This window comes from Mycobacterium sp. 852014-52450_SCH5900713 (assembly GCF_001667075.1).
Taxonomy (GTDB): Bacteria; Actinomycetota; Actinomycetes; order Mycobacteriales; family Mycobacteriaceae; genus Mycobacterium.
The window spans coordinates 42,867-68,705 of record NZ_LZIL01000080.1; the positions used below are offsets into that span (position 1 = coordinate 42,867).

Below are 25,839 nucleotides of genomic sequence, written 5' to 3' on the forward strand. Positions count from 1 at the left end.
CCTAGCCGTGCCGGGCCGCTTCCTGAGCGAGCTGTACCCGCGATGACACGGCGAGCTTGGTGTAGACGTGCGTGAGATGAGACTGCACGGTGCGCGGCGAGACGAACAGCCGTGCGGCAATGTCCTTGTTGGGCAATCCTTCGCCGACGAGCCGGACGACGTCGAGTTCGGTGGGCGTCAGGGACTCCCAACCGCTGGCCGGCCGTCCGCGCGAGCCGCGGCCGCGCTGCGCGTAGCTGATGGCCTCTCCGGTCGACAGCGCGTTGCCTTCCGCCCATACGGCTTCGAAAGCCTGCTGGCCCAGGGCTTCTCGTGTCTTTGCCAGCGACGCGTCATAGCTGGCTTGAAAAGCCTTGAAGCGCACCGAGCCCTGGCGCTGCCGCAGGCCTTCGGCCGCACCCAAAAGCCGCGCGGAATGCTCGGGATTGATATCGGCGGCCAGGGCGGCAAGACCTTCGAGGGCATCGGGTAGATAGTGGGTTCCGCCCGTGTCCTCGGCGGCCGCGACGGCATCGTGCAGGTCGCGTTCGGCCTGGTGCGGCTCACGTTGCGCGACCGCGACGCGGGCCCGCGCCGTCAGCGCCGCCACCCGATAGCAGCCGGGCACCGTTGCGACCGTGTCGTCCGCCCAGCGGCGGGCGCCGAGCAAGTCTCCGCAACCCATCAGAGCGTCGGCCATCGGCAACAGGCTTCGCACAAACAGCTCTTTCAGCGGAGAAGTGTGCTGCAGGGCCGCGTCGCACGCCTCCTTGGCCCCCGCAACGTTCGCATCTGCCAACTCGGCGTTGGCCAGGGCTGAGAAGGCGGTGTCCTCGTGGAAACCGCCGATGGCAGCGCCGTTTTCGAGGGCGGCTTCCGCGGCGGCCCGGCCCGCCGCGGCATCGCCGGTCATCGCGAGCGCTTGTCCCAGCGCCATGAGGCCAAACGTCTCCATGGGGAGGTCATCGGCGGCCCGGGCTTCCTCGACCAGCGCATGGGATACCCGAAGCGCCTCGGGCAGCTTGCCCTGCATGGCGAGCGCGCCCGTGAGGAACACCCGGCTGTAGCGCGACATGAAACTGTCGCCGAGCTTGTCGGCGAGGTCTCGTCCCTCCTCGCCGGCCTCCTGCGACGCGATCGGATCGCCGGTGACATTCCTGGCGAAGCACTGGTAGGCGCGCACGTGGTAGAGAGCGGAAAGGTCGCCCGAGGCGCGAGCCAGGTCGGCCGCCTCGGCGAAAAGCGGCGCGGTCAGCTCCGCGTCGTTGAACGCCAACATGCAGCAGGTCCTCAGGCAGTGGGCGATGAGGTGCTGATCGCCGACTTGCCGCGCGGCAGCCAGGGCCTCTTCCGCCCGCTCGAGGCTGGCTGGAACGGAGTACCAGACCGCGAGCAGCCCCGCGTCGGCGACCGCGCGCGCCCAGATTTCGGGCGCGACGTCCGTATCGCGGTACCGCTCGTCGCTGAAGACGGCCTCGAATCCGGCCACTCCCTCGCGGAACCGTGCACGCGTCACCCACAGCCGCTGCAGGGCCGAGACGAGCTGCAACGCCGGCTCGAACTCCCCGGCGTCGCAACTCCACGCGTGGGCGGCCCGCAGGTTGGCCATCTCGAGTTCGGCCCACGGAACCAACGGTGTCCCGTCGCCACGCATCCGCGATTCCAGCGTCACGGCGGCCGCGGTGTAGTAGTCGCGGTGCCGGATCCGTACGGCCTCGGCCTCGCCCGACTCGGCGAGCTTTTCCAGGCCGTACTGGCGGACGGTCTCCAGCAGGCGGTAGCGCATCATGCCGTCGATTTCTTCGGTGACGATCAGCGACTTGTCCACGAGCAGCCCGAGCAGGTCGATGAGCTGGAAGTGCTCCACACCGGCGTCGGCGCCCACGGCGTGCGCGGCGTCCAGGTCGAAACCGCCCATGAACACGGCCAGGCGGCGAAACAGGATGCGCTCAGGCTCGGTGAGCATGGCGTGCGACCAGTCGATGGATGCGCGCAGCGTCTGCTGGCGGCGAACCGCGTTGCGTGCGCCCCCGGCCAGGAGGCGGAAGTTGTGATGAAGGCTGTCGACGATCTGGGTCAGGGACAGGGTGCGGGTCCGCGCCGCAGCCAGCTCGATCGCCAGCGGCATGCCGTCCAGGCGCCGGCAGATCTCGGCGATGGCGGGTGAATTGTCCTCGGTGCGTTGGAAATCCGGTCTGGTGCGACGGGCACGGTCGACGAACAATTCGAGCGCCTCGCCGTCGACCGACAGCGACGGCACGCGCCAGGTCAGTTCTCCGGCGACGCCGACCGGCTCCCGGCTGGTCGCCAGCACCGTGACAGCCGGGCCCGCGTCAAGCAGGGCCACGACCAGTGTCGCGCTGGCATCCAGTAGGTGCTCGCAATTGTCGAGTACCAACAGCATTTTGCGGTCCCGGACGAACTTCGACACCGTCTCCATGGTGGAACGGCCCGGTTGGTCGGCAAGACCCAAGGTGCGCGCCAGGGTGACCGGCACGACGAGGGGATTGGTGACGGGGGCAAGATCGACAAACCAGGCCCCGCCGGGGAACGCGTCCGCAACCTGCTCGGCGACCTGCACCGCCAACCGGGTCTTGCCGACGCCGCCCGCGCCGGTCAGGGTCACGAACCTGTTGTCCCGCAAGATCTGTCCGATGTCGCTGATCTGCGTGCCCCGGCCGACGAAGCTGGTCAGCTGTGTCGGAAGATGGGCATTGGCAACGTCATTCGCCCCTCGCAACGGCGGGAAGTCGTTGGTCAGGCCGGGGTGATTGAGTTGGACGACGCGTTCCGGCCGCGGCAGGTCGCGCAACGGGTGGACGCCCAGGTCGGTCAGCCAGGCATCGGTCGGTAGCCGGTCGAGCACCAGCGGTTCGGTGGCACCGGAGAGCACGGTCTGCCCGCCGTGGGCGAGGTCGCGCAGCCGCGCGGTGCGGTTGATTGTGGGCCCGGCGTAGTTGCCGGCGTCGCGCAGCTGCACCTCGCCGGTGTGCAGGCCGATGCGGATCCGGATCGGCGGCGGGACGGCCAGCTGGAGTGCAAGCGCGCACCCGACGGCGTCGCTGGGGCGGGCAAAGGCCACCACGAAACTGTCGCCCTCACCCTGTTCGACGGGCCGCACCCCGCCGTGGGCGGCGACGAGATCGTTCACGGTTTGATTGAGCTGCTCGAGCGCCGCCGTCATGGTGTCGGACTGGGTCTCCCACAGCCGTGTCGAGCCTTCCACGTCGGCAAGCAGCAACGTCACGGTCCCTGTGGGCAGGTCGCTCACGCTCTGCTCGCTCCAGTCCAGCAGCGGAGTGTCCGCCGACGAATGAATGTCGATCATGTTAGCCAGCATGCGGGGACGATGAGTGGCAAAACATCAGCGAAAGCGCGCAACTCCGCCGGCCAGCACGCGGAGCTACGACCCGGGTTCAGTCCTCGGCGTGCCGCTCGTAGTCCCATCGCTCCAGGCGGGCTTGCAAGTTCAGCAAGCCGAACCCGGCGACAGGAGCGGCGGCCGCAATGCAGGCCAGCAGCAGCGGAGTCATCCCCACAACCTCCCAAAACCCTTCGCTGATATGACGTTCGTCGACCACCAGAAGTTCATTGCCGTTCACCCACCCGCCAGGGCGCGGTCCGCCAGCGCGCCAGCACCTGCGCGACCGCGATGACCGCGACCGCCCGCAAGCCCTCGATGTCGGGGCGAAATCCGGTCCGCTTCACCGCCCGCTCGGTTTGGCGGGTGGGGAGTTCGCTCGGCCGGACGCTCATGGGGTTCCGCTAGGACGCCATCCAGGCAAGCTCGCCGGGCAACTGTGCCCGCCAATAGACGATGTCGTGGCCGCCCAGCGAGAAGCTGCCGGCTGGCGGCGTCTTCAGCTGGCTCACGAATTGCCGCGTGGCCGAATAGAAGCGGTCGAAGGTGCCGCAATCCACGCGCAGCGGGATCTGCGACAACGCCGGCACACCCAGCACGCTGTTCTGGGTAAAGTCGTCCTCGCTGTCGAACGCCTTGGGAGCGCAGTCGGCGAACGAGGGGTACAGCGCCGGACTGATCGCGCAGATGCCCGCGGTCCGCGCGGGCCCCAGCTTGGCGCCCAGGTGTAGCGCCCCGTAGCCCCCCATCGACCAGCCCATCAAGCCAACCCGAGAGGTGTCGAATCCCATCGAGGACAGCATCGGCAGCAGCTCGTCGAGCACCATGGCGCCCGAGTCGGTGCCGTCGGCCCGTTTGTGCCAGTAGGAGTCGCTGCCCCCGTCGACGCCCACCACCGCGAACGGCGGCTTGCCCTCCTTGACCAGCTGGGCCAGGCCCCGCTCGACGCCGCAGTCGAGCATCATGTTCGCGTCGCCGTCCTTGCCGTGCAGGGCGATCACGGGTCGCAGCATCCCGGTTTGCCCCGGCGGCAACGCGATCACGTAATTCGTCTTCACGCCCCCGCGGGCGGCGGAGACGAACGAACCCGTGAGCCTGGTGGGGAGGTTGCTGCTCGCTGCCGACGGCTCGAACGGGGCGGGAGCCTGCGGCAACGTCGCGGCTAGCGACCTGACCGGATCGAGTAGGGCGCTTAAGGCGAACACGCCAGCGGCTCCCAGGCCGGTGCCGGCTCCCATTCTCAGCACCGCCCGGCGTGTCAGGTCAGGCATGATCGCAATAATGCCGCGCTGACCGGGCATTCCCGCCTGAGCCACGCCGAAATGGAACATTTGTGTGATCTCGCGTGACCGATCGGTCATGAACCGGTTACCTGTGGGGCACCGCAGGTATGGGTCTGGCGGCCGAGTTGCGGCACCATGCTACGGCCACCATCGCGACGCCCGCCGGTGTCTCCGCGCACTGCTATTCCCTTGTGCCAGAAGAGAAAAGACGGGTATGGGGCGGGGAGGTCGACTCCCCCGGAGGACGCCTCTCGCCGCGCGGCAGCGCCGCCGGACGGGGATGCAATCTGGACGGTTTCAACCCTCCCGTACCGGCCGCAAGTTTCGCAGGATGGAGCTTTCGTGCCTGGCGTCGTGGATTGAAAGAGGATTGAGGATGAGTCTGGCGTTTCATTGGTTTCTGCCGACCTACGGTGATTCCCGGAACCTGGTGGCGGGCGGACACGGGACGCCGATGTCCGGGGACCGGCCCGCCACGCTGAAGTACCTGCACCAGATTTGTGCGGCTGCCGAGGACAATGGCTTCGAGGCGGTGCTCACCCCCACCGGATTGTGGTGTGAGGATGCCTGGTTGACGACGGCGATGCTGGTCGAGGCCACCGAGACGCTGAAGTTTCTGGTCGCCTTCCGGCCCGGGTTGCTGAGCCCCACCCTGGCCGCCCAGATGGCCGGGACCTTCCAGCGGCATTCCGGCGGGCGGCTGCTGCTCAACGTCGTCACCGGTGGCGAACCGCACGAGCAGCGGGCCTACGGAGACTTTCTCGACAAGGAGGCGCGTTATGCGCGCACCGCCGAGTTCTTGCACGTGGTCCGCCAACTGTGGACCGCATCGGAGCCGGTCACCTTTGCGGGAGAGCACATTCGCGTCGAGGGCGCGCAGCTGAACAATCCACCCGATCCGGTGCCGGCGGTGTTCTTCGGCGGATCGTCGGCGGCGGCCGGTCCGGTCGCGGCCAAGCACAGCGACGTCTACCTCACCTGGGGTGAGCCGGCCACGGCGGTCGCGCAGAAGATCGACTGGATCCGTGGGCTGGCCGTGGACGCCGGCCGAATCCTGCAGTACGGCTTGCGGATTCATGTGATCAGCCGCGACACGTCCGAGCAGGCATGGGCCGAGGCCGACCGGCTGCTGGCCGCTGTCGACCCGGCCGACGTCGAGCGGGTGCAGGCCAGCCTGGCCCGCAGCGAATCGGAGGGCCAGCGGCGCATGCTGGACCTGCATGGCGGAAGCAGCAGCCGGTTGCTGGTGGGGCCCAACCTGTGGGCCGGCGTGGGGCTGGTCCGCGGGGGAGCGGGCACCGCGTTGGTCGGGTCGCACGCCGAGGTCGCCGAACGGCTGACCGAGTACGCCAAGATCGGCATCACCCACTTCATCCTGTCGGGATATCCGCACCTGGAAGAGGCCTACTGGTTCGGCGAGGGCGTCCTGCCGCTGCTGGAGCGAACGGGGTTGTGGCGTCATCCCGGCCGGCCCAACGGCCGGTCGCGCCCGGTATCGGCGACGCCGTTCGCGGCCGCCTCGGCCCACTGAGACCATGGCGGCCACGTTGCCCGCGCCGGCGACCGGCGCAGGCCTCGACCCGAGCGCCCGCGCGGTCGAAGAGTCCGCCGCGCAGCAACGCGGGCGGCTGCGCATCGTCGTCGCGGCGAGCCTGTTGGGCACCACCGTGGAGTGGTACGACTTCTTCCTCTACGCGACCGCGGCGGGCCTGGTGTTCAACAAGGTCTTCTTTCCCAGCGAGAGCTCACTTGTCGGCACGCTGCTCGCGTTCGCGACGTTCGCCGTCGGGTTCGTCATGCGGCCGGTCGGCGGGCTGGTCTTCGGCCACATCGGCGACCGGATCGGCCGCAAGCGCAGCCTCGCGCTGACCATGCTGATCATGGGCGTCGCCACGGCGTTGATCGGGGTGTTGCCCACCGCCGCGCAGATCGGGGTGTGGGCGCCGCTGTTGCTGTTGGCGCTGCGGATCCTGCAGGGATTCGCCCTCGGCGGCGAGTGGGCCGGTGCCGTGTTGCTCGCAGTGGAGCACAGCCCCGAGGGCCGGCGCGGCCGCTTCGGGGCTATCCCGCAGATCGGGCTGGCGCTCGGATTAGCCTTGGGCACAGGGATTTTCGCGTTCCTGCAAATCGCCTTGGGTCCGGCCCGCTTCCTCGCCTACGGCTGGCGTATCGGTTTTCTGCTCAGCCTGGTGCTGGTGGTGGTCGGCGTCGTGGTGCGGTTGCGGGTCGAGGAGACACCGGCTTTCCGCGAGCTGCGTGAGCTCGAGGCCACGGCCACGGTGCCCATCCGCGAGATCGTCCGTGAACCCCGGTCGAGGCGAAACACGGTGTTGGGCTTGCTGTCTCGCTGGGCCGAAGGCTCGGCGTTCAACACCTGGGGCGTCTTCGCGATCAGCTACGCCACCGGGGCGCTGGGCTTCAACCGGGTGTCGGTGCTGGTGGTGGTGACCATCGCCGCCCTGTTGATGGCGGCGCTGCTGCCCGTGTCGGGGGCGCTGACCGACCGGTTCGGCGCCCGCCGGGTGTACCTGGCCGGCGTGGCATGCTACGGCGTCGCGGCGTTCCCCGCCTTCGCCCTGTTCGGCACCAGGAACCTGGTCTGGTTCGCGGTGGCGCTGGTCGTCGTGTTCGGCGTTGTGCACGCGCTGTTCTACGGGGCGCAGGGCACGCTGTACTCGTCGCTGTATCCCACCAGCACGCGCTACACTGGTCTGTCGTTCGTGTATCAGTTCTCGGGCATCTACGCCTCCGGCGTTACCCCGATGATCGTGACCGCGCTCATCGCGGCCCTCGGCGGCGCGCCATGGCTGGCGTGCGGGTACCTGGTGGCGACGGCCGTCATCAGCGTGCTCGCCACGGCATTGATCCGCGAGCAAGACCTATATCTTTGAGCTAACTTCGCACTAGTGTCGTTCCCGTCGGGAGTCGCGAGGAAGCGAGAAGGCAATGACTGACGGGAACGTCGCCGGTTTCGAGCCGCTGTACGACGAGGCAGAACATGCCGGCGGGCGGATCCCCTGGGACATCGGCGGCCCGCAGCCGGCGGTCCAGCAGCTGGTGGCCTACGGCGGGATACGCGGCGAGGTGCTCGATCCCGGCACGGGCCCCGGCCATCACGCCATTCACTTTGCCGCGCATGGATATTCGGCGACCGGAATCGATGATTCACCCTCGGCCATCGAGCAAGCCAAGCGCAACGCCGATCGGGCCGGCGTCGAGGTCGATTTCCAAGTGGCCGACGCCACCAGGCTCGAAGGCTTCGAGGGTCGATTCGACACGGTGGTGGACAGCGCTTTCTATCACGTGTTCCTCAACGACGGGGTCACCCAGACGCGGTACGCGCAGGCGCTGCACCGCGCCACCAGGCCCGGGGCGCGGCTGTACATGTTCGAATTCAGCCCCCACAACGTCAACGGCCTGCAGTGGACGGCCATACCCGCCGACAACTTCGAGCGGGTGTTCGGTGCCAACGGATGGCGCATCGACTACCTGGGCAGCACGACGTATGAGGCCCGCTTCCTCAAGGAGACGTTCGACGCCATGAAGACGCTCGCGTCCGAACAGCAGGGCGAGATTCTGCAGCGGATGCGGCCGCTGGTACACCGGCTGGGCGTCATCGACCCCCTGCTGGAAGACCACCGGGTCCACCTTCCGGTGTGGTCGGTGGTGGCCACCCGCCTCGACTGAGCACCGCTGCATCCGACCGGCATGGCACGCACTCCGCAACTGCGCCAGGGGCTGTCGCAGCGCCAGCTCAGCATGATCGCCCTCGGCGGCGTCATCGGTGCCGGCTTGTTCGTCGGCTCGGGTGTGGTGATCAAAGACACCGGCCCCGCGGCGTTTGTGACGTACGCGCTGTGCGGCTTGCTGATCGTCCTGGTGATGCGCATGCTGGGCGAGATGGCGGCCGCGAACCCGTCGACCGGTTCGTTCGCCGATTACGCGGCTAAGGCGCTGGGCCGCTGGGCGGGATTCTCGGTCGCCTGGCTGTACTGGTACTTCTGGGTGATCGTGGTCGGCTTCGAGGCCGTCGCCGGCGGGAAAGTCCTCAACTACTGGTTCCACGCGCCGCTGTGGCTGCTGTCGCTGTGCCTGATGGTCTTGATGACGGCGACCAACCTGTTCTCCGTCTCGTCTTTCGGTGAGTTCGAATTCTGGTTCGCCGGAATCAAAGTCGCGACCATCGTGATCTTCCTCGGTGTGGGCACGGCCTTCGTGCTGGACCTCGTGCCGGGCCATCACGGCGGACTGGCCAACCTCACCGCGCACGGCGGCTTCTTCCCGAAGGGCGTCGGGGCCGTCTTCGCCGCCATCGTGGTGGTGATCTTCTCCATGGTCGGCGCCGAAATCGTCACCGTGGCCGCGGCGGAAAGCCGGGACCCGGAACTGGCGGTCCAGAAGGCCACCAGATCGGTGGTGGCGCGGATCGGCGTCTTCTTTGTGGGGTCGGTGTTCTTGTTGGTGGCGATATTGCCTTGGGACTCCGTGGAACTCGGCGCGTCGCCGTACGTGGCCGCGCTGAACCACCTGGGGCTGCGCGGCGCGGACCAGGTGATGAACGCCGTGGTGCTCACCGCGGTGCTGTCCTGCCTGAACTCCGGACTGTATACCGCGTCGCGCATGCTGTTCGTGCTCGCCGAGCGGGGCGAGGCCCCGACGCGGTTGGTCAGGTTGAGCGGGCGTGGCGTTCCGCACGTCGCGATTTTGTGCTCGTCGGCGGTCGGGTTCGGCTGCGTCATCATGGCGCGCGTCGCGCCCAACACCGTGTTCCTGTTCCTGCTCAACTCCTCGGGCGCCATCATCTTGTTCGTCTACTGGCTCATCGCGCTTTCGCAGATCACCTTGCGCCGCCGCACCCCCGCCGAAAAGTTGCGGGTGAAGATGTGGTTCTTCCCGGTATTGTCCATCCTCACCCTGGCCGGAATCACCGCCGTGCTGGTGCAGATGGCCTTCGATCGCTCGGCGCGCAGCCAGCTCTGGCTCAGCCTGTTGTCGTGGGCGGTGGTGATCGGGGTGTACTTCGCCGCCCGCGCCCGCGGCCGAATGGGTAGCCGCAGTGCGATCCCCGCGGGGGAGTAGCAACCCAGTGCCTCGGGCGGTTAATCGTCACCGCTTTGCCGACCGGCTGACATGTGGCGGGGCATCCGCATGTGTTCCTCGGCGCGACCCCATGTCACCGTCGGGACGAATCGCTCGTCAGTCCAAGTCACCGATTCCACCCGCACCCGTCCCCGCCAGTTCTTCACGATTTCGGCGTGCACCGGCCAGCGGATGAAACGGCGTAAATCGCTTCTGCTGTCCCAGACGGATAGCGATCCGCCGCGGCACTCCGCAGGCTTGCCCCAGAGCCACAGTCCGACCGCTCCGTGCATGATCGGCCAGCTTTGCGCCAGCCTCAAACCCAGTTCGGCGACCTGCTGCCAATCCTGTTCGGATTCGCTATGAAAGTCGGTGAAACTCACTACAACCGGGAACCGGGTCGAGTCGGACGGGCCCGGCAGCCAGTCGGTGCTGATGAGCCCGGCGCCGGGTGTGATCGGCGGTTGGCCCGCCGCTTTCGCCTCACCCGAGGATGGCCGGCCGTCGTCACCACTGGCCAAGACGTCGCCGCGTTGCGTTGTGGTCATGGACAGCTCCTATGTCAAATGGCAGCGCGGCAAGCCCGTACCGCCTGACAAAATAATAAGCGTACATAGATGATATGACAATGCATATAAAATGCCGATGTCTATCATCACGACATGGCACGAAAGTCGACGCGTCCAGATCTTGCGGCAATGCTCGTGCGGCTGACCCGGCAAGCCGTGGCCGCCGAGCGGCCGGTGCTGGCGGCGCACGGCCTGTCGATGTGGGGTTACGTCATTCTCAGCGCCCTTGATGGCTCGCCGATCCGCACGCAGGCGGCCCTCGCCGAGGCGATCGGCGCCGACAAGACGCGCATCATTCCCACGCTCGATGAACTGCAGGAGCGCGGCTACATCGAACGCTCACCCGATCCCGATGACCGTCGCGCGCGCCTGCTGGCGATCACCAGCGCCGGACGGTCGATCAAGAGTGCCGCGCAGCGCGACATCCAAGCCGGCGAGGAGCGCTGGCTCGGGCAGCTGTCCACCAGCGACCGAACCGTCTTTCTGCGCGTGCTGCGCCAGCTGGCGTTCGGATGAACACGTCGAGCGCACGCCGCAGTGCAATCCGGGGCTGGTGTGGACCGCCGGTCGGTGTGCCATGACAGCCGAGGAGCGGCGCGCCGGCGTTGATCTGACCAACCTGGACCAGCCGCTGAGCCCGGACGCCGGAGCCACCAAGCGTGAGCTGATCGACTACCTGGATGCGGTCGCCGACCGAATGTTGCCCGTCCTGGCCGGTCGCGCGCTCACGGTGCTGCGCCTGCTGCGGGGCCAGGCCGCGTTCATGCAGAAGAACGTGCCGAAGTACGCACCGGCCTGGGTGCGGACCGTCCCGGTATGGGCCGACGCATCGAAACGCCAAGTGCACTATGTCGTCTGCGACGACCGGCGGACGCTGCTTTGGCTGGCCAATCAGCGCGCCCTCGAATACCACCCGTCGCTCGGACTGGTCGATGACCTGCGTCGGCCCACCCATTTGGTGCTCGACCTCGACCCGCCGGCCGACGGCGACTTCCCCGCCGTGGTCGCCGTCGCCTACCTGGTCCGGCAGGCGTTGGCCGACAGCCGTTTGGCGGGCGCGGTGAAGACCAGCGGCGCCAAGGGCATTCACGTCTTCGTGCCGGTCGACGGCACGGCCGCGGTGGACGACGTTGCGGCGGCTACCCGGGCGCTCGCCGCCCGCGTCGAAGCGCTCGACCCGCAAAGGGCGACAACGGCTTTCATCGTGGCCGACCGCGCCGGCAAGGTGTTCGTCGACTCCACCCGGGCCGGCGGGGCGACCGTCGCCGCCGCCTACAGCCCGCGCCTGCGGCCGGGCATGCCGGTGTCCTTTCCGCTCGCCTGGTCGGATCTCGATTCCGTACGTCCCGGCGACTTCACCATCCACACGGCGATCGCTGCCCTTGCCGGGCGCGATCCGTGGTCCGAGCACATGCCTGATCCGCAGCGTCTGCCGGACGATCTGATCGAGCAGGGCCGCGCGATTCCGGTCGCCCGGCTGGCCGCTATGCACGAGGGCAAACGGCGCGCGCGGGCCCGCCGGACGACCCCTGGGGCTTGACGACCTCCCGGGCGTGCGGGCGCCCGCCTTACTCGGTCCTGGTGAGCAATACCGCCTGCTCGAACGGCAGCCGGGCGAACACCGCGCGGCCCCGTGTCACGTACCGGGCCGCCTCGTCGTTGGTGACCACTCGCGGCTCGGCGATGCCGAAGCTCTTGCCGTTGCGGTGCATGCGCCCGCCTCCCGCGGCGATCAAGTTCTTCAGCCAGTCCCGGTCCGGGCCGTAGGTCAACAGGATCGCCACCCCGGGCTTGCCGTCGACAGCTGTGCTGAACACGTTCACCGGGGTGCGGTACGGCTTGCCCGAGCGGCGGCCGACGTGTTCGACGATGGCGAACGGCGGCAGCCGGCCGGCCCATAGCCGCTGAACTGGATTGGTGACGCGGCGGTTGAACCGGGCGAGCCCCTGCGGCATCTGCATACCGCTATCCAACTCGCCTGCGCCGCCGGGTATCAACCCAACTTTTGGCTGCGATCGGGTCTAGCGTCTTAACATGGGCGACTCGCCAGGTAACGAAGCGGCAAGGCGATGCCTGACCCTTCCTGCTACACCCTGTAGTTGAACCGGCCGCGGGGGCTGGGACACTGGTTGTCATGGGAAGCAGTGACCAGGCGACCGCGCATGCCGCGACGACGGCGGCGTCGGCCCGGTTGTTCGAGGAGGCCTGCGCCGTCATCCCCGGCGGCGTGAACTCCCCGGTGCGCGCGTTCACCGCGGTCGGCGGGACCCCGCGCTTCATCACCGAGGCCCGCGGGTGCTGGCTCACCGACGCGGACGGCAATCGCTACGTCGACCTGGTCTGCTCCTGGGGCCCGATGATCCTCGGACACGCGCACCCCGCCGTCGTCGAAGCCGTCACCACGGCCGCGGCTTCCGGACTGTCGTTCGGCGCGCCCACTCCGGCGGAGAGCCGCCTGGCCGCCGAGATCATCGAGCGGGTGGCGCCGGTCGAACGGATACGGCTGGTCAACTCCGGCACCGAGGCGACGATGAGCGCGATCCGGCTGGCCCGCGGGTTCACCGGCAGGCCCAAGATCGTCAAGTTCTCCGGCTGCTATCACGGCCACGCCGACGCGCTGCTCGCCGACGCGGGCTCCGGGGTGGCGACGCTGGGTCTGCCGTCCTCGCCCGGGGTCACCGGCGCGGCGGCGGCCGACACGATTGTGTTGCCGTACAACGACATCGACGCCGTGCGCAGGGCGTTCGCCGAATTCGGCGACCAGATCGCCGCGGTGATCACCGAAGCCAGCCCAGGCAACATGGGCGTCGTCCCGCCCGTGGCCGGCTACAACGCGGGGCTGCGCGCGATCACCGCCGAGCATGGCGCGCTGCTGATCGTGGACGAGGTGATGACCGGGTTCCGGGTCAGCCGAAGTGGTTGGTACGGAATCGATCCCGTCCCCGCCGACCTGTTCACCTTCGGCAAGGTGATGAGCGGCGGACTGCCCGCGGCCGCTTTCGGCGGACGCGCCGAGGTGATGGAGCGGCTGGCGCCGCTGGGGCCGGTGTATCAGGCCGGCACGCTGTCGGGCAACCCGGTGGCGGTGGCCGCCGGCTTGGCGACCCTGCGCGCCGCCGACGCCGCGGTCTACGCCGCACTGGACGCCAACGCCGACCGGCTGGCCGGCCTGCTCTCCCAGGCGTTGACCAACGCCGCTGTGCCGCACCAACTTTCGCGGGCAGGCAACATGCTCAGCGTGTTCTTCGGCGACGCGCCGGTGACCGACTTCGCGTCCGCGCGGGCCAGCCAGACGTGGCGCTACCCGCCGTTCTTTCACGCCCTGCTGAACGCGGGCGTCTACCCGCCCTGCAGTGCTTTCGAGGCATGGTTCGTCTCTGCGGCGCTGGACGACGCGGCGTTCGACCGGATCGCCGACGCCCTGCCCAACGCGGCCCGCGCCGCCGCCCAGGAGGACAAGCCCTGATGGCCGAGCAAACCCGCGTCCACGTCGTGCGCCACGGCGAGGTGCACAACCCCAGCGGCGTCCTCTACGGCCGGCTGCCCGGGTTCCACCTGTCCGACCGGGGCCGCGAGCAGGCGGCCGCGGTCGCCGATGCGCTGTCCGGCCGCGACATCGTCGCGGTGGTCGCATCTCCACTGCAGCGGGCCCAGGAAACCGCCGCGCCCATCGCCGCGAAGCACGACGTGGCCGTGGACACCGACCACGACCTAATCGAATCGGCGAACTTCTTCGAGGGCCGACGCGTCGGCCCCGGGGACGGCGCCTGGCGCGACCCGCGGGTCTGGTGGCACCTGCGCAATCCGTTCACCCCGTCGTGGGGCGAGCCGTACGCCGAGATCGCGGCGCGGATGACGACCGCGGTGGACAAGGCCCGCGCCCGCGCGGCCGGCAGCGAGGTCGTGTGCGTCAGCCATCAGCTCCCGGTGTGGACGCTGCGGCTGCACGTGACCGGCCAGCGCCTGTGGCACGACCCGCGGCGCCGCGAGTGCGGGCTGTGCTCGATCACCACCCTGGTGTACGAGGGCGACCGGCTGGTCGACGTCGAGTATCAGGAACCGGCGGGCGGTTGATCATGCGGCGACTGGCGACGGCCGGGGTCGTACTGACGACCCTGGTCGCCGGCTGTTCTTCCGGTCGCGACGCGGTGGCCCAGGGCGGCACGTTCGAATTCGTTTCGCCCGGCGGGAAGACCGACATCTACTACAACCCGCCGACCAGCCGCGGCCACCCCGGTCCCCTGTCCGGGCCGGACCTGGCGGACCCCGCTCATCCGCTGTCGCTGGACGATCCGATCTTCGGCGGCCGCGTCGTCGTCATCAACATCTGGGGGCAGTGGTGCGGCCCATGCCGGGCCGAGGTCAGCCAACTGCAGCAGGTGTACGACGCCACCCGCGACAAGGGGGTGTCCTTTCTCGGCATCGACGTGCGCGACAGCAACCGGCAGGCGGCGCTGGACTTCGTCAACGACCGCCACGTGACGTTCCCCTCCATCTACGACCCGGCGATGCGCACGCTGATCGCGTTCGGCGGCAAGTACCCGACCACCGTGATCCCGTCCACGCTCGTCCTGGACCGGCAGCACCGGGTCGCGGCGGTGTTCCTGCGCGAACTGCTGGTGGCCGACCTGCAGCCCGTGGTGCAGAAGTTGGCCCAGGAGTGAGCGGGTTCACCCAGATCGCCGCCGCCGGACCGCTCCTGGTGGCCCTCGGGGCGTGCCTGCTGGCGGGGCTGGTGTCGTTCGCCTCGCCCTGCGTGGTGCCGCTGGTACCCGGCTACCTGTCCTACCTGGCCGCCGTTGTCGGCGTGGACGAGCAACCGCCGCCCGGCGCCATCAAGGCCCCACCGTCGGCGCGCTGGCGGGTCGCGGGCTCGGCGGCGCTGTTCGTTGCCGGGTTCACCACGGTGTTCGTGCTGGGCACCGTTGCCGTCCTCGGCATGACGACCGCACTGATCACCAACCAGCTGCTGCTGCAGCGGGTCGGCGGCGTCCTGACGATCGTGATGGGGCTGGTGTTCGTCGGCCTCATCCCGGCCCTGCAACGCCAGGCGCGGTTCAGCCCGCGGCAGCTGACGACGGTCGCCGGGGCGCCGCTGCTGGGCGCGGTATTCGCGCTGGGCTGGACGCCGTGCCTGGGGCCGACGCTGGCCGGCGTGATCACCGTGGCCTCGGCCACGGACGGCGCGAGCGTGGCCCGCGGGATCACGCTGGTGATCGCGTACTGCCTCGGGCTGGGCATCCCGTTCGTGCTGCTGGCCTTCGGCTCGGCGGGCGCGGTGGGGGCGCTGGGCTGGCTGCGCCGCCACACCCGGGCCATCCAGATCTTCGGGGGCGCGCTGCTCATCGCGGTCGGTGCGCTGCTGGTCAGCGGGGCGTGGAACGACTTCGTCTCCTGGCTGCGCGACGCCTTCGTGTCCGACGTGAGGCTGCCGATTTGAGGCAAGTTCTCGCTTGGGCCCGCAACACCTGGCGCGCGCTGACGTCGATGGGCACCGCGCTGGTGTTGCTGTTCCTGCTCGCGCTGGGAGCGATCCCCGGGGCGCTGCTGCCGCAGCGCAGCCTCAACGCCGGCAAGGTCGACGACTACCTGAAGGCCCACCGGGTCATCGGGCCATGGCTCGATCGGCTGCAGGCCTTCAACGTGTTCTCCAGCTTCTGGTTCACGGCCATCTACGTCCTGCTGTTCGTCTCGCTAGTCGGCTGCCTGACCCCGCGGATGATCGAGCACGCTCGCAGCCTGCGCGCCACCCCGGTGGCCGCCCCGCGCAACCTGGCCCGGCTGCCCAAGCACGCCAGCGCCGAGATCGAAGCCGGCGCCGACGAACTGAACGCCTTGGCGAACGAGATCACCGGCCGGCTGCGCGGCTGGCGCACGGCCATCCGGCACGAAGGCGAAGCCGTCGAGGTGTCCGCCGAGAAGGGCTATCTGCGCGAGTTCGGCAACATCGCCTTCCACTTCTCGCTGCTGGGCCTGCTGGTCGCGGTGGCCGTCGGCAAGCTGTTCGGCTACGAGGGCAACGTCATCGTGATCGCCGACTCCGGCCCGGGGTTCTGCTCGGCCTCGCCGGCCGCATTCGATTCGTTCCGCGCCGGCAACACCGTCGACGGCACGTCGCTCAACCCGATCTGCATACGCGTCAACGACTTCCAGGCGCACTACCTGCCGTCCGGGCAGGCCACCTCGTTCGCCGCCGACATCGACTACCAGGCCGGGCACGATCTGGCGGCCAACAGCTGGCGGCACTACCTCTTGGAGGTCAACCACCCGCTGCGGGTCGGCGGCGACCGGGTGTACCTGCAGGGCCACGGCTACGCGCCCTCCTTCACCGTGACCTTCCCGGACGGTCAGACGCGCTCGTCGACCGTGCAATGGCGACCCGACAATCCGCAGACCCTTCTCTCGTCGGGCGTGGCGCGCATCGACCCGCCCGCGGGCAGCTATCCCAACTCCGCCGATCGCCGACAGCACGAAATCGCGATCCAGGGCCTGCTGGCGCCGACCGAGCAGCTCGACGGCACGCTCTTGTCGTCGCGCTTCCCGGCCCTGAACGCCCCCGCGGTAGCCGTCGACATCTACCGCGGCGACACCGGGCTGGACACCGGGCGACCGCAATCACTGTTCACACTCGATCCGCGGCTGATCCAGCAGGGCCGGCTGACCAGGGAAAAGCGGGTCAACCTGCGCGCCGGGCAGGAGGTGCGGATCGATCAGGGCCCGGCGGCCGGCACCGTCGTCCGCTTCGACGGCGCCGTGCCGTTCGTCAACCTGCAGGTATCCCACGACCCCGGGCAGGCCTGGGTGCTGGTCTTCGCCATCACGATGATGGCGGGCCTGGTGGTATCGCTGCTGGTGCGCCGGCGCCGGGTGTGGGTCAGGCTCACCCCGGGGGCCGGTACGGTGAACGTCGAACTGGGCGGGCTGGCGCGCACCGACAACTCCGGGTGGGGCGACGAGTTCGAGCGGTTGACCGAGCGGGTGCTCAACGGCCTGGGTGAGCCCGGCGTGGCGCACTCACCGAAGCCCCCCGCGTCCAAAAGGAGTTCTCAGGTGGACGTCAAATGAACACGGTGCACGTCAACATCGGCCTGGCGCGTTACTCCGACTGGGCTTTCACCTCGGCCGTGGTGGCGCTCGTCATCGCGTTGTTGCTGTTGGCCTTCGAGCTGGCCTATGCCGGCGGCCGCCGCGTCGACAGGCGCGAGCGGGTCTTGGCCGGTGCGGTTTCCTCCGACAGCTTCACCCCAGGCATCGTGGAGGAGGCCCCCGGCCGGCCGTTGGACGAACGGGTGGGGCGGGCCGGGCTGGCCGTCGTCTACCTCGGCATCGGCCTGCTGCTGGCCTGCATCGTGCTGCGCGGCCTGGCCACCCTGCGGCCGCCGTGGGGCAACATGTACGAGTTCATCAACCTGACCTGCATGTGCGGCCTGCTCGCCGGGGCCTTGGTCCTGCGCCGCCCGCAGTACCGCCCGCTGTGGGTTTTCCTGCTGGTTCCGGTGCTGATCCTGCTCACGGTGTCCGGCCGCTGGCTCTACACCAACGCCGCGCCGGTGATGCCCGCGCTGCAGTCCTATTGGCTGCCCATCCACGTGTCGGTGGTCAGTCTGGGCTCCGGGGTGTTCATGGTCGCCGGCATCGCCAGCATCCTGTTCCTGTTGCGTACGTCTCGGCTGGGCGAACCCGGGGCCGAGGGCGCCCTCGCCCGGATCGTCCAGCGGTTTCCCGACGCGCAGACCCTGGACCGCGTCGCCTACCGGACCACGATCTTCGCCTTCCCGGTGTTCGGCTTCGGGGTCATCTTCGGGGCGATCTGGGCGGAGGAGGCCTGGGGCCGGTACTGGGGCTGGGACCCCAAGGAGACGGTGTCCTTCGTCGCGTGGGTGATTTACGCCTCGTACCTGCATGCCAGGTCGACCGCGGGCTGGCGAGACAGGAAGGCGGCCTGGATCAACGTCGCCGGGTTCGTGGCCATGGTCTTCAATCTGTTCTTCGTTAACCTGGTGACCGTGGGCCTGCATTCGTATGCGGGCGTGGGGTGACCGCAGCGACCGACCCGAGTAACACAACAAGGGGGAGTGCACGTGTCCGACCATCCAACGGGCGTCGGGACGCCCGATCAACCGACGACGCAATTGCCTCCGCAGGAGTTGTCCGCCTTGCCATCGCCGGAAAACACTGACGACTCGCTTGCCGACGGCGGCGAAGCGCCGACTCGCGCCTTCGCCGGATTCCGCACCGAGCGGCGGGTCCCCGGACCCGAGCGGCGCGAGGCGGCGCCGCCCACCACGCCCAGGCCCGCGGGGATGCCGCCGTGGGACGCCACCCCGGTGACCGGCATCCCGCGGGTCGACCCGACCGCGTACGGCGCCTACTACACCGGCCCGGTCGCGACGCCGCCCCCGCAAGCCCCGGCGCGCCCGGAATCGCTGCCGCACACGCCGTACCCGGAGCTGTCCACCGGCATGCTGCTGCGGCCGGTGAAGCCACCGCCCTCCGAGGGCTGGCGCAGGCTGCTCTACGAACTGTCCGGCCACCTGGTCAACCTCGGGGAGGGCCCCCGGGCCGCCCGGTACAACAACCTGGTGGCGCAGGTGAACCGGCCGTTGCGCGGGTGCTACCGGATCGCGCTCGTGTCGCTCAAGGGCGGCGTCGGCAAGACGACCATCGCCGCGACCATGGGTGCGACGTTCGCCTCCATCCGCGGTGACCGGGTGGTGGCGGTCGACGCCAACCCGGACCGCGGCACCCTGAGCCAGAAGATCCCGCTGGAGACGGCGGCGACGGTGCGCCAGCTGCTGCACGACGCCGGCAGCATCGAGCGCTACAGCGATGTCCGCCGCTACACCTCGAAAGGCCCGAGCGGGCTGGAGGTGCTGGCGTCGGAGACCGACCCGGCCATCTCGGAGGCGTTCGGCGCCGACGACTACACCCGGGTCCTCGACGTCCTGGAGCGGTTCTACGGCTTGGTGCTCACCGACTGCGGCCCGGGACTGCTGCATTCGGTGATGTCCTCGGTACTGGAGAAGGCCGACGTTCTCGTGGTGGTCAGCTCGGGATCCATCGACGGGGCCCGCAGCGCGTCGGCGACGCTGGACTGGTTGGACGCGCACGGCCACGAGGAGATGGTCCGCAACTCGGTCGCGGTCATCAACGGGGTGCGGTCGCGAACGGGCAAGGTCGACATGAACAAGGTGGTCGACCACTTCTCCCGCCGGTGCCGCGCGGTCCAGATCGTGCCGTTCGACCCGCACCTCGAGGAGGGCGCCGAAATCGAGTTGGACCGGCTCAAGCGGTCGACCCGCGAGGCGCTTACCGAGCTGGCGGCCATTGTCGCCGACGGGTTCCCGGGCGACCAGCGCAATCCCGGAGTCGCGTAGAGCCAGCCTTACCGGGGGTTGTTGTCCCCGTGCCCTAACCGCCGTAAGAAGTCCGGATCGTCGTCGGGCCCGATAACGCGCGTCTTCGCCCGATTGGTTTGTGACCGAGCCGTCCGCCAGCCAACGTAGATCAGCGTCCCCAACATCAGGACGAGCAGCAGGTAGAGCACTCAACACCTCCGTTGACGAATATACCCGCGTCGTAGGCTCTCCCCTGTGTCAGAAGGAGCGAGCGACAACAGCGCCGGCGACCGCGTGGACGAGGGCGGGCCGCAACGCGCCGGCCGTCGGGCGGTCGTCGACGTTCTGCTCTACGCGGGGGCGCGGCTGCTGCTGGCGGTGGCGCTTGCCGCGGCGATCTACGGGGTGGCGCGCCTGATGGGTGTCACCCAGTTTCCGATCGCGGTCGCCGCGTTGTTCGCTCTCATCATCGCCATGCCGCTGGGCATTTGGCTGTTCGGCCCGCTGCGCCGGCGCGCTACCGCGTCGCTGGCGATCGCCGGCGAGCGCCGGCGCCAGGAGCGCGAGCAATTGCGGGCGCGGTTGCAGGGTGAGGCGCCGACCGACGACGCGTGAGACGGGTCAGAAGTTGGGCATCCGGACGACCTGCGCGGCGTAACTGAGGCCCGCGCCGTAACCGATCAGCAGCGCGAGGTCGCCCGGCTTGGCCGCCCCGGTTGCCAGCAGTTCGGCCATCGCGAGGGGGATGGAAGCCGCCGACGTGTTGCCGGTGTGCTCGATGTCGTTGGCGACGATGGCGTCCGGCCGCAACTCGAGGCCCTTGGCCAGGACCTCGTTGATGCGGCTGTTGGCCTGGTGCGGCACGAACACGTCGATCTCGTCGGGCCGCACGCCCGCCGCATCCATCGCCTGCCGGCCGACCTTGCCCATCTCGAATGCCGCCCACCGGAACACCGCGCTGCCCTCGAGCCGCAGGAAGGGGCGCGGGCCCGTCGGGCTGTCCATGTAGTCGATCCAGTCAATGTCCTGGCGTATCGCCAGGGCCTGCTCGCCGTCACTGCCCCAGACGGTCGGCCCGATGCCCTGATCGGGTGTCTCGCCGACCACCACTCCGGCCGCGCCGTCGGCGAAGATGAAGCAGTTGGTGCGGTCTTGCATGTCCACGGTGGGGGACAGCTTCTCCGAGCCGAGGACGAGCACCTTGGCGGCGGTCCCGCCGCGGATCATGTCGGCCGCGACGCCGAGCGCGTAGCCGAAGCCGGCGCACCCCGCCGAGACGTCGAACGCGGGCACACCCGTGGCGCCCAGCGCCGCGGCGACGGCCGGGGCGCAGGCCGGGGTCTGCAGAAAATGCGTGCTGGTCGCGACGATCACGCAGTCGATGTCCGACGGTGTCAGCCCCGCGTTCGCGATCGCTTGCCGCCCGGCCTCGGTGGCCATCGACGCGGCGGATTCGTCGCGGGCGGCGAACCGGCGGGTCTTGATCCCGGTGCGGGAGTAGATCCACTCGTCGGAAGATTCGATGTTCTCGCAGATCTCGTCGTTGGTGACCACCCGTTCGGGGCGGTACGCGCCGACGCTGAGCATGCCGATGTTCTTCGGTCCACTGGTCGCGGCGATCTGCTTCATTGCTGTCCCCGATCGGTGCTCGCTGTGAACGGCCATCGGTCCCGACGCCGGTCCCTCATTGTTATCGGATCCGGCCGTGCTATTTCACTCGAGTGGGCATTTACGGCGGTGACACGCCGTGAAACGCCGCCGCCAGTGCACAGTCAACGCCGTGGGCGCACGCTCGATCAGCCGGCCAGCGCCAGCGCCGCGGCCACCACGATCGCCCAGGCGACCATGGCCAGCCCGGTATCCCGCAGCACGGGAATCAACTCCCGGCCGCCGCGTCCCGACCGCACCGGACCCGCCGCACGCAGCGCCAGCGGCGTGGCAACGAATCCCACGGCGCACCACGGCGTCGCCGCCATCAGCACCAGGGTCAATACCCCGGCGGTCGCCAGCAGCGCCTGGTACAGCGCGCGAGTGCGGGCGTCACCCAGCCGCACCGCCAGCGTGATCTTGCCCGACTGCGCGTCAGTGGGAATGTCGCGCAGGTTGTTGGCCACCAGCACCGACGACGACAGCGCGCCGATCGACACCGCGAGCGCCACCCCCACCCAGTCCACCCGCAGCGACTGGGTGTACTCGGTGCCGAGCACGGCCACCAGGCCGAAGAACACAAACACCGCGACCTCGCCGAAACCGGCGTAGCCGTAGGGTTTCGAGCCGCCCGTGTACAGCCACGCCCCGGCGATGCACACCGCCCCGACGGCGATCAGCCACGGCGCGCTGACGAGCGCGAGCGCCAGGCCGGCCGCCGCCCCGATCGTTAGGCTCGCCACCGCGGCGGCCAGCACCGAGCGGGGGGAGGCCAGCCGCGAGCCCACCAGGCGCACCGGGCCGGCCCGGTCGTCGTCGGTGCCGCGGATGCCGTCGGAGTAGTCGTTGGCGTAGTTGACACCGACGGTCAGCGCGACCGCGACGGCCAGCGCCAGCAGCGCCTTCCACCACACCGCGGATCCCAGCCATGCCGCCGCGCCGGTGCCCGCGACCACCGGCGCCACCGCGTTGGGCAGCGTCCGCGGCCGCGCACCAGAGATCCACTGCCCGAAATTGGCCACGCACGCATCCTGCCAGGGGCCCGGCGCGCCCCCGCACCCGCGATCGGCGTGGGGCCATGCACCACAATGGGCTGATGCTCGGAGTCATCGGCGGCAGCGGCTTTTACACCTTCTTCGAGACCGAAACCCGCGCCGTCGACGTGGACACCCCGTACGGCCCGCCCAGCGCCCCGGTGACGATCGGCGCCGTCGGGGGACACGAGGTCGCGTTCCTGCCCCGGCACGGGAGCACGCACCAGTTCTCGGCGCACACCGTGCCGTATCGGGCCAACATGTGGGCGCTGCGCAAGCTCGGGGTGCGGCGGGTTTTCGGCCCGTGCGCCGTCGGCAGTCTGAACCTCAACAACGGGCCGGGCGCGGTGGTGGTGCCCGACCAGCTGGTGGATCGCACCAGCGGCCGCCCCGACACCTACTTCGATTCCGGCGGCATCCACGTCGACTTCGCCGACCCATACTGTCCCACCCTGCGCGCCGCGGTGGCCGGCCTGCCCAACGTGGTCGACGGCGGCACCATGGTGGTGATCCAGGGGCCCCGGTTTTCCACGCGCGCGGAGAGCCAGTGGTTCGCCTCAGCGGGGTTCTCGCTGGTGAACATGACCGGCTACCCGGAGGCGGTGCTCGCGCGTGAGCTCGAAATGTGTTATGCGACAATAGCTTTGGTAACCGACCTGGACGCCGGTGTCTCGGTCGGCGAGGGCGTGACGACCGTCGAGGTGTTCGCCGAATTCGAGAAGAACATCGGGGGATTCAAGGAGCTGGTGCGCCAGGCCATCGGCCGCGTCGCCGACGAACGCAACTGCACGCAGTGCCTGCCGCACACCGGCGTGACGCTGCCCCTCGAGCTGCCATGAGGGTATTGCTCACCGGGGCGGCCGGTTTCATCGGTTCGCGGGTGGCCGCGGCGCTGCGGGCGGCGGGCCACGACGTCGTCGGCGTCGACGTGTTGCTGCCGGCGGCGCACGGCCCGAATCCGGTGCTGCCGCATGGATGTCACCGCGTCGACGTCCGCGACGCCGATGCGCTGGCGCCCTTGCTGGACGGGGTGGACCTGGTCTGCCATCAGGCGGCGATGGTCGGTGCGGGCGTGGACGCCGCCGACGCCCCCGCCTACGGCGGCCACAACGATCTCGCCACCACGGTGCTGCTGGCGCAGATGTTCGCCGCCGGGGTGCGCCGCCTGGTGCTGGCGTCGTCGATGGTGGTGTACGGGCAGGGCCGTTACCACTGCGGGCAACACGGACACGTCGATCCGTTGCCGCGGCGGCGCGGCGACCTCGACGCCGGGAGCTTCGAACACCGCTGCCCGATCGGGGGCGAGGAACTGCAGTGGCGCCTGGTCGACGAGGGCGCCGCGCTGCGGCCGCGCAGCCTGTACGCGGCCAGCAAGACCGCTCAGGAGCACTACGCGCTGGCATGGTCGGATTCGACAGGCGGTTCGGTGGTGGCGTTGCGCTACCACAACGTCTACGGCCCCGGGATGCCCCGCGACACCCCGTATTCCGGGGTGGCGGCCATCTTCCGGTCGTCGCTCGAAAGGGGCGAGCCGCCAAGGGTTTTCGAGGACGGCGGCCAGATGCGTGACTTCGTCCACGTCGACGACGTGGCCGCCGCCAACCTCGCGGCGACCCAGGACATCGACGGATTCACCGCGGTCAACGTCTGTTCCGGACGGCCCGTCTCCATCCTGCAGGTGGCCGGCGCCTTGTGCGACGCGCGCGGCGGTTCGCTCTCGCCCGTGATCACCGGCCAGTACCGCAGCGGCGACGTGCGCCACATCGTCGCCGATCCATCCCGGGCGGCCGAGGTGCTCGGCTTCCGCGCGGCCATCGACCCGGCCGAGGGCCTGGGCGAGTTCGCGTTCGCCCCGCTGCGCTGAGCGCCCTACCCCTGCGGCGGCCGGTAGATCTTGGGCTTCTGGACGGGAATCTGTCGCGTCGCGGAGTCGTCGCCGCGGAAGATCCGTGGACCGGTGGTGATCCGGGTGGTGGCCGCGGCCGACGGCGGGGCGGCGTGGCCCACCGGGACGCGCGCCCTCGGCGCGGCCGGGCCGCCCGCAGGCACGGCGGGCTTGGGGGCGGCGCGGCGGCGGCGCACGCGGCGGCCGCGCAGCTGGCCGGTGACGATCGCGGCCCCCAGGATGCACAACGCCAGGCCGCACAGCGCCACATCGAAGGTGCTGGTGATCTGCTGGGCCAGGTTGTTGCCGTAGACCGGGTGCTGCGCGGGGGAGTTGGCTGAGTCCGCGAACCGCGGTGCCAGCACCACACCCACGACGACGCGGGCGACGCTGAGCGTGGCGACCAGACCGCACAGCGACGAGATCAGGCGCGCCGAGTGGGCGGCGTGGCGCAGGTTGATGCGCAGCCAGATCGCCAGCACCGCGGTGGCCAGATCGAACGCGGCCAGCACCATGCTGTCGTACCGGGAGAAGGGGTAATCCAGGCTCACGGCGACGAAGAGGTCGGTCAACCGCATCAGCATCGAGCCCAGGCCCCATACGGCGATGAGCAGCAAGCCATTTCGGGCCGCCGCCCGCCAGGCGCTCTCCTCGGCCCCCGTCGTGTTGCGGTTACCGAACAGGGTTTGCGGCGCGAACATCGCGGCGGCCGCCGCCCACGCCAAGTAGCCCTCGAAGCCGACCCCGGCGGTCGACGTGTTCTGCGCGATGCCGTGGAACGCGTCCACGTCCCGCCCCAGGGGCAGGAGCCACACCAGGATCCCGGCGACCAGTGTCGACGTGCCGAGCGCGACGGTGGCCAGCCGCGCGGCCCTGGTGCTGCGCAGCAACCACCTGGCGGCGACCAACACGGCCACCAGCGCCACGACGCCGTACACCACCGCCGTCACGATGACCGCCACGTTCTGCTTGCCGAACGCGGCGGCGCCGCCGGTGTTCTGCAGCGCGTAGCGAACCCGCCAGTACAGGTTGAAACCAAAGCTGAGCGCCGCCAACGCCATCGACGCGTAGCCGATGAGCCGGGCCGACCGCAGCCAGCCGGTGTGCTCGTCGCCCTCGGGAACCGGTCCGGTGTGGGCGCCGGCGGCCACCGCCTGCGCGCTCAGCATGCAGCCGGCGATTCCCGCCCACGCGCCCGGCCCCACCCCGCCCGGCACGTTCACCGTGCCACCGAACCGGACGGTCTCGAACGCGTCGAAGACCACGAACGCCAGCACCAGCAGCGCGTAGGGGACGTTCAGCCCCAGGCGAAGCCGGCGCGCCCTCGCGGGGTTGAAACGCGCGCCGGAGGACCTCCAGGAACCGGCCACGGCGACGGCGATGACGGACAGCGCGGTCACGGCGAGCAACACCGCGAAGAGGGTCGTACTGCTGCCGGGGATCCCGACGCCGAAGTACAGATTCCACGGCAGGAACAGCGCGAAGACGAGCAGCGCGATCGCGGTCAGGTCGCTGACGATGTGCCGGCGCCGCGTCGTCGCGGTCCCCGCCGCCGCCGGGGCGGGGGGGGGCGGGGGGGGGGTGGGGGGGGGTTGTGGGGCGGGGCGGGGGGGGGGGGGGGGGGGCGCGGGGGGGGGGGGGGGGGTGACGCTGCCCCCCGGGAT

The 25,839-nt window shown here is 69.7% G+C and carries 25 protein-coding genes; 16 read left to right on the top strand and 9 right to left on the bottom strand.

Annotated elements, in window-relative coordinates:
• Position 1: 1 nt before the first annotated feature.
• The 3 genes from A5773_RS25140 to A5773_RS25150 all read right to left on the bottom strand — a co-directional run bounded on the left by A5773_RS25140 (position 2) and on the right by A5773_RS25150 (position 4,623).
• The gene (locus tag A5773_RS25140; RefSeq protein WP_066956424.1) at positions 2-3,319 is read right to left on the bottom strand and encodes a LuxR C-terminal-related transcriptional regulator; all 3,318 of its coding nucleotides are present in this window, start codon (positions 3,317-3,319) and stop codon (positions 2-4) included.
• Positions 3,320-3,567: 248 nt separating this feature from the next.
• Positions 3,568-3,735, bottom strand: coding sequence for a hypothetical protein (locus tag A5773_RS26190; RefSeq protein ID WP_156659694.1), 168 nt, complete (start codon positions 3,733-3,735; stop codon positions 3,568-3,570).
• Positions 3,736-3,744: 9 nt separating this feature from the next.
• Positions 3,745-4,623 carry an alpha/beta hydrolase-fold protein gene (locus A5773_RS25150; RefSeq protein WP_231989262.1) on the bottom strand — a complete coding sequence of 293 codons (879 nt, stop codon included), beginning with the start codon at positions 4,621-4,623 and terminating at the stop codon, positions 3,745-3,747.
• A gap of 376 nt (positions 4,624-4,999) precedes the next feature.
• On the opposite strand from A5773_RS25150, the gene A5773_RS25155 reads away from it, so the two are divergent.
• Genes A5773_RS25155 through A5773_RS25170 form a run of 4 tightly spaced genes read left to right on the top strand, consistent with a single transcriptional unit; the run spans position 5,000 to position 9,702 of the window.
• Entirely contained in the window at positions 5,000-6,154 is a 1,155-nt protein-coding gene (locus A5773_RS25155) for an LLM class flavin-dependent oxidoreductase (protein ID WP_066956431.1), read from the top strand.
• Between the two features lie 4 nt (positions 6,155-6,158).
• The gene (locus tag A5773_RS25160) at positions 6,159-7,514 is read left to right on the top strand and encodes an MFS transporter (protein WP_066956434.1); all 1,356 of its coding nucleotides are present in this window, start codon (positions 6,159-6,161) and stop codon (positions 7,512-7,514) included.
• Positions 7,515-7,569: 55 nt separating this feature from the next.
• Complete coding sequence (locus A5773_RS25165) at positions 7,570-8,310, top strand: class I SAM-dependent methyltransferase (protein WP_156659696.1); 741 nt, start codon at positions 7,570-7,572, stop codon at positions 8,308-8,310.
• Between the two features lie 21 nt (positions 8,311-8,331).
• Positions 8,332-9,702 (top strand): amino acid permease, encoded by a 1,371-nt coding sequence (locus A5773_RS25170; protein ID WP_066956437.1) that lies wholly within the window; start codon positions 8,332-8,334, stop codon positions 9,700-9,702.
• Positions 9,703-9,722: 20 nt separating this feature from the next.
• On the opposite strand, the gene A5773_RS25175 is transcribed toward A5773_RS25170, so the two are convergent.
• The gene (locus tag A5773_RS25175; protein WP_066956440.1) at positions 9,723-10,250 is read right to left on the bottom strand and encodes a hypothetical protein; all 528 of its coding nucleotides are present in this window, start codon (positions 10,248-10,250) and stop codon (positions 9,723-9,725) included.
• Between the two features lie 114 nt (positions 10,251-10,364).
• Between A5773_RS25175 and A5773_RS25180 the strand changes: the two genes are divergently transcribed.
• Both A5773_RS25180 and A5773_RS25185 read left to right on the top strand, forming a co-directional pair.
• Positions 10,365-10,787 (top strand): MarR family winged helix-turn-helix transcriptional regulator, encoded by a 423-nt coding sequence (locus A5773_RS25180; protein WP_066956443.1) that lies wholly within the window; start codon positions 10,365-10,367, stop codon positions 10,785-10,787.
• A 61-nt stretch (positions 10,788-10,848) separates the two neighbouring features.
• Positions 10,849-11,811: a DNA polymerase domain-containing protein gene (locus A5773_RS25185; RefSeq protein WP_067265176.1), complete on the top strand. Its 963-nt coding sequence runs from the start codon at positions 10,849-10,851 to the stop codon at positions 11,809-11,811.
• Between the two features lie 28 nt (positions 11,812-11,839).
• On the opposite strand, the gene A5773_RS25190 is transcribed toward A5773_RS25185, so the two are convergent.
• A complete protein-coding gene (locus A5773_RS25190; RefSeq protein ID WP_066956445.1) occupies positions 11,840-12,232 on the bottom strand; it encodes a nitroreductase family deazaflavin-dependent oxidoreductase in 393 nt (130 codons plus the stop codon).
• Positions 12,233-12,405: 173 nt separating this feature from the next.
• Between A5773_RS25190 and hemL the strand changes: the two genes are divergently transcribed.
• Genes hemL through A5773_RS25225 form a run of 7 tightly spaced genes read left to right on the top strand, consistent with a single transcriptional unit; the run spans position 12,406 to position 19,648 of the window.
• Positions 12,406-13,737, top strand: a complete 1,332-nt coding sequence (hemL, locus tag A5773_RS25195; protein ID WP_066956447.1) for a glutamate-1-semialdehyde 2,1-aminomutase — start codon at positions 12,406-12,408, stop codon at positions 13,735-13,737.
• The gene (locus A5773_RS25200) at positions 13,737-14,345 is read left to right on the top strand and encodes a histidine phosphatase family protein (protein WP_066956450.1); all 609 of its coding nucleotides are present in this window, start codon (positions 13,737-13,739) and stop codon (positions 14,343-14,345) included. The genes hemL and A5773_RS25200 overlap by 1 nt, the downstream gene beginning before the upstream one ends.
• 2 nt (positions 14,346-14,347) lie before the next feature.
• Positions 14,348-14,935, top strand: a complete 588-nt coding sequence (locus tag A5773_RS25205) for a TlpA disulfide reductase family protein (RefSeq protein WP_066956453.1) — start codon at positions 14,348-14,350, stop codon at positions 14,933-14,935.
• Complete coding sequence (locus A5773_RS25210) at positions 14,932-15,711, top strand: cytochrome c biogenesis CcdA family protein (RefSeq protein ID WP_067793109.1); 780 nt, start codon at positions 14,932-14,934, stop codon at positions 15,709-15,711. The genes A5773_RS25205 and A5773_RS25210 overlap by 4 nt, the downstream gene beginning before the upstream one ends.
• 47 nt (positions 15,712-15,758) lie before the next feature.
• Positions 15,759-17,336 carry a cytochrome c biogenesis protein ResB gene (locus A5773_RS25215; protein ID WP_067265170.1) on the top strand — a complete coding sequence of 526 codons (1,578 nt, stop codon included), beginning with the start codon at positions 15,759-15,761 and terminating at the stop codon, positions 17,334-17,336.
• Positions 17,333-18,310 (top strand): c-type cytochrome biogenesis protein CcsB, encoded by a 978-nt coding sequence (gene ccsB, locus A5773_RS25220; RefSeq protein ID WP_067793112.1) that lies wholly within the window; start codon positions 17,333-17,335, stop codon positions 18,308-18,310. Before A5773_RS25215 ends, ccsB begins: the two co-directional genes overlap by 4 nt.
• Before the next feature lie 42 nt (positions 18,311-18,352).
• Positions 18,353-19,648, top strand: a complete 1,296-nt coding sequence (locus A5773_RS25225) for a MinD/ParA family protein (protein ID WP_067265200.1) — start codon at positions 18,353-18,355, stop codon at positions 19,646-19,648.
• Positions 19,649-19,656: 8 nt separating this feature from the next.
• On the opposite strand, the gene A5773_RS26195 is transcribed toward A5773_RS25225, so the two are convergent.
• Entirely contained in the window at positions 19,657-19,818 is a 162-nt protein-coding gene (locus A5773_RS26195) for a hypothetical protein (RefSeq protein ID WP_156622576.1), read from the bottom strand.
• Between the two features lie 85 nt (positions 19,819-19,903).
• Here A5773_RS26195 and A5773_RS25230 point away from each other — a divergent pair, with 85 nt between their 5' ends.
• Entirely contained in the window at positions 19,904-20,224 is a 321-nt protein-coding gene (locus A5773_RS25230; protein ID WP_067265197.1) for a DUF4229 domain-containing protein, read from the top strand.
• Between the two features lie 6 nt (positions 20,225-20,230).
• Here the strand turns inward: A5773_RS25230 and fabH are convergent, their stop codons facing one another.
• A complete protein-coding gene (gene fabH, locus A5773_RS25235) occupies positions 20,231-21,238 on the bottom strand; it encodes a beta-ketoacyl-ACP synthase III (protein ID WP_067265166.1) in 1,008 nt (335 codons plus the stop codon).
• A 167-nt stretch (positions 21,239-21,405) separates the two neighbouring features.
• Positions 21,406-22,278 (bottom strand): 1,4-dihydroxy-2-naphthoate polyprenyltransferase, encoded by an 873-nt coding sequence (locus tag A5773_RS25240; RefSeq protein ID WP_067793113.1) that lies wholly within the window; start codon positions 22,276-22,278, stop codon positions 21,406-21,408.
• A 71-nt stretch (positions 22,279-22,349) separates the two neighbouring features.
• Here A5773_RS25240 and A5773_RS25245 point away from each other — a divergent pair, with 71 nt between their 5' ends.
• Both A5773_RS25245 and A5773_RS25250 read left to right on the top strand, forming a co-directional pair.
• Positions 22,350-23,129 carry an S-methyl-5'-thioadenosine phosphorylase gene (locus tag A5773_RS25245; protein WP_197505808.1) on the top strand — a complete coding sequence of 260 codons (780 nt, stop codon included), beginning with the start codon at positions 22,350-22,352 and terminating at the stop codon, positions 23,127-23,129.
• Positions 23,126-24,154 carry an NAD(P)-dependent oxidoreductase gene (locus A5773_RS25250; RefSeq protein WP_066956472.1) on the top strand — a complete coding sequence of 343 codons (1,029 nt, stop codon included), beginning with the start codon at positions 23,126-23,128 and terminating at the stop codon, positions 24,152-24,154. The genes A5773_RS25245 and A5773_RS25250 overlap by 4 nt, the downstream gene beginning before the upstream one ends.
• Positions 24,155-24,159: 5 nt before the next feature.
• On the opposite strand, the gene A5773_RS25255 is transcribed toward A5773_RS25250, so the two are convergent.
• Entirely contained in the window at positions 24,160-25,695 is a 1,536-nt protein-coding gene (locus A5773_RS25255; RefSeq protein ID WP_197507912.1) for a hypothetical protein, read from the bottom strand.
• Positions 25,696-25,839 lie beyond the last annotated feature (144 nt).